The following is a 2,066-nucleotide window of genomic DNA, read 5'->3' as shown; positions in this document are numbered from 1 at the left end:
ACAACCTTATATTCTGGATTCTGCTGCAGCGCAGCCCGAACACGGTTTAGCGTTTCAAGAACAGAGCTTTGTGTCGAAGAACTCCAAATGGCCAACTTTGTCTTAGCATCGATTAACAGGAGAGAAGATCCATCAGCTCCAGCTTCGACACCATCGAACTTTATAAAATTGATCCCATTGCTATTAGGGTTGTCGTAACGCAAAGCCGGCACACCAGGCCTTCCAGTGGACAGATCGGTGACATACATCTTCAGAAAGCAAGAAAAGTCTAGTACAGGCGAATCTTGTACTTTACCAAAAATCTCAACAAGCAATTTAATTCAAAAATATATCAAGAAACTATGCAGATAGCGGTTACACACTGATCTGGCCGAACGTCCAGAGGCACGCCCCAACCCGTAACTTCAGCCAATCCATAATGACTATCAGTATAAAACCACCCTTCTGACTCATCAAATTCTAGACTCGTGAAAGCTAGTAAATTCGAAACAGGATTACCCAGCCCTACGTTTCCCTTGAGTTTTCCTTTATACACAAAATTACTAGCCAGATCTCCCGAGAAGCTAAAATCATAGACCTTTATTGCACGTATTTTTCCATCCTGAACACCAATAGAAAGAGCTGGAGTTTCTCTTTTTAAATAATTTACCAGATCAATATCTTTCAATAAAAAGGAGCACCCTCCATTTCCATCGCGGCCAATATTGCACTTCATAACCAAAGAAGGCCCATCACAGAATTTATAAACCGCACCATCTTTATCAATAGCGTACCTTGCAAGGGCAGAAATAAAATTCTCTACGCTGATCCCCAATGGTATTCCTGCAATAGAGACCCCAGGAATAATTAAAGCACTCCAAGAAATCGAAAAATTATCCAAACTCATTGCATTGGTACCCAGACATTTTTTTCAGAATTAAAAATTACGTTTCGTCCCTGCGGATCAAAATAGCTCGTATTGGCATCATAGATAGTAGAATAATAGGGGACAGACCACGCTTCTACAAAAGAACGGGTGCGCTCTTAGGGCGCCCTGGCTTACCTTTTGTGACTCTTCGCCCCAATGCGGCCTCCACTTCGGCAGAAAACTTCGGACTTCCCAGTGCGTAGTTCCCATTCGTCGCAGCACGTATTTGATCGACTAACCCTGGATCTAGCTGATAGCGGAACAACTCCCTATAAGCCTGAGCCCTGAGCACTTCATCTCGACCCAACGCTTGGTAGAGTGAGTGTGGGCAAGCCAGCACCGAAGGCTCACCCTGTGCGTTAACCCGATAGCTGGACCAGCGATATTCCGCCGGGTGCTCAACCATACCGGCGCGGATAGGGTTCATCTCAATGTATCGATAACATGCCAACACATAAGCTTCCTCCTCCATGAGGCAAGAGCGGAAGCGACCTTCCCACAGCGTACCGCTACGGCGGTACGTGCGATTCACATACTGTACGTAACGCTGCCCTAGCCCCTTCATCATGAGCCCTGCACTATCATCCTCTTAGCAGGTAGAAAAAACCTGCCCCTCTTCCCGCAAAGAGCAGCTGTAAATCAGCTACCTACTCCACTACATATCAACACCAAGTTGATCCGCAACTTCTCTAAGGCGCAGGGAGACATCAAGAATCTCCTTCTTACTTAACCCGCAATACGTCGAGAGTGAACTTTCCGGCACATTTTGCACCAGAGCTAAGCCGCATGATATAAAATATCGCAACTCCTTATGCGTGATTTCAAGACGAACATATTCAAGATCATCATTAATTAAAGTCATTTCTTAGGAACCTGCGATTTAATGTAATTTTCCCAGCCAACGCCCCCTTGTCGGGTCTGAATGCCGTAGCCTCACCTCTTTGCCCTCTAATAACAATAGTCTTAGTTGAATCATCAAGATAGTAAACCGTACCATCAACCGCTTGGCGGCGCTCAATTGCTGGATTGGAAACGATTCCTTCTACAAAGCTCTGAAATTGACTTTTTGTGCTGATACCAAGATCAGCAAATTCCTGCCGTTCAACTACGTGCTTCTGGAACGCATGCCCACTCGCTACCTCCTCAGCCAAAAGCTGGG

The 2,066-nt window shown here is 45.5% G+C and carries 2 protein-coding genes and 1 pseudogene; all 3 read right to left on the bottom strand.

The annotated features are described in order from the left end of the window. On the bottom strand, positions 1-203 hold a 203-nt coding region (locus RND78_RS27715), incomplete at its 3' end, for a hypothetical protein (RefSeq protein ID WP_312733432.1). A 128-nt stretch (positions 204-331) separates the two neighbouring features. Next, a complete protein-coding gene (locus RND78_RS27710) occupies positions 332-886 on the bottom strand; it encodes a hypothetical protein (protein WP_312733431.1) in 555 nt (184 codons plus the stop codon). Positions 887-1,755: 869 nt separating this feature from the next. Then, positions 1,756-2,066 (bottom strand): annotated as a pseudogene (locus RND78_RS27705) (hypothetical protein); the annotation flags it as partial.

Origin of the sequence: Pseudomonas oryzihabitans, from assembly GCF_032027545.1 — a bacterium.
Taxonomy (GTDB): Bacteria; Pseudomonadota; Gammaproteobacteria; order Pseudomonadales; family Pseudomonadaceae; genus Chryseomonas; species Chryseomonas oryzihabitans_F.
Note: the sequence above shows the minus strand (reverse complement) of the source record. Positions and strands in the feature narration are given on the sequence as shown.